This is a genomic window from Bartonella sp. AD328YNZD, from assembly GCF_042196425.1.
In genome coordinates this window covers 1-1,564 of the sequence record NZ_JBHIQG010000459.1, presented here as the reverse complement: position 1 = coordinate 1,564, position 1,564 = coordinate 1, and the positions used below count along the sequence as shown (strand labels likewise).

General features: G+C 39.8%; 3 protein-coding genes. All 3 read right to left on the bottom strand.

The window, feature by feature from the left end:
* Positions 1–470: DNA repair protein RecO (gene recO, locus ACFIO3_RS15780; protein ID WP_375704588.1), on the bottom strand; the 470-nt coding region annotated here is incomplete at its 3' end.
* Between the two features lie 25 nt (positions 471–495).
* Entirely contained in the window at positions 496–1,401 is a 906-nt protein-coding gene (era, locus tag ACFIO3_RS15775) for a GTPase Era (RefSeq protein WP_375607718.1), read from the bottom strand.
* Positions 1,394–1,564 (bottom strand): putative dsRNA-binding protein (locus tag ACFIO3_RS15770; protein ID WP_375704529.1); only part of this gene is annotated, 171 nt, incomplete at its 5' end. The genes era and ACFIO3_RS15770, both read right to left, overlap by 8 nt.

Below are 1,564 nucleotides of genomic sequence, written 5' to 3'. Positions count from 1 at the left end.
TGACGACCTGTTGCAGCACAACAAGATAAATCAAGACCAAAACCAAGTTCTTCAAGAAGCCGCATTTCAAAACGTACCAGCAATTCCGCATTGATAAATGGTTCATCAAAGTTCCGCATAAAAATGTGTAAAATATCATATAAAATGGGATGGGGATCACGCTCGGGAAGAAACCGTAAATGAAAAGCTATCAATTGCAAAGCATAAAGCGCTTCTGGTAAACAAATTAATCGAGCTGCATGCAAATCAAGAGCTTCAAGCCGAAAAAGCCCCAAATGTTCTTCTAAACGCGCCCACCATTCAGCCTCAACAAAATTTCCAGGTTGAAGAAGAGCGGCCATACGACGCGAACGTCCCCCTTTTACCACTCCCATATAACGACCACGTTCACGTGTCATAATTTCAAGAATAACACTTTTCTCACCATATTGACGTGTACCAAGAATAACGCCTTGCTCTTTCCACTTCATTTTATTTAAATTATTTTTAAAAATCTTATTTTAAAAAACCCAATCCCATTTCGTGATAACGTTCTGGATCGGCGTCCCAATTGTCACGCACTTTCACAAAAAGAAAAAGATGAACTTTTTGATCCATAATTTCCATGAGTTCCTTACGAGCGGCTTGACCAATCGCTTTAATTGTATCGCCTTTTGCTCCTAAAACAATTTTTTTCTGACTCTCACGCTCGATATAAATAACTTGATTAATTTTAACAGAACCATCTGAACGCTCTTCCCAGCTTTCTGTTTCAACCGTTGAGGAATAAGGAAGTTCATCATGAAGACGAAGAAAAAGTTTTTCCCGCGTAATTTCAGCGGCAAGATGACGCATGGGCATATCTGAAATCTGATCTTCCGGATAATACCATGGCCCCTCCTGCATCATGTTACTCAACGTATGAAGTAAATCCTTGCAGCCAGAACCGTTTAGAGCAGAAATCATAAATGTTTGTGCAAACTTCACACGTTCATTTATTTTAGCAGTTAACGCTAGAAGAGATGATTTAACAACTGTATCAATCTTATTAAGAACAAGAATTTTTTCCTGTTTCATATTTTTTACAATATCTAACATCATATAAACTTCATCCGAAATGCCACTTTGAGCATCAATTAAAACGAGCAAGACATCGGCGCTTTTAGCGCCTCCCCAAGCAGCAGATACCATAGCCCGTTCTAACCGCTTGTTGGGACGAAAAACGCCTGGTGTATCGACCAATACAATTTGCACATCGTCATGAATGATAATACCGCGGATCAAAGTGCGCGTTGTTTGGACCTTATGCGTTACAATTGAAACCTTTGTTCCAACCAATTGATTAACCAATGTCGATTTCCCAGCATTAGGCATCCCAATAAGCACAACAAATCCAGAACGCGTTTTCATAACGTCACTCATGATCATTTTTTCCTACTGTTTTCCAGACACCCTCTCGTCGCAAAATTTTTTCAGCTGCCATTCTTTCAGCATATCTTTTGGAACTGCCCTGCCCAATCTCTGAAGCAAAACCAGCAATATTTACCTCTACCATAAAAACAGGATCGTGATCTGGACCTGAACG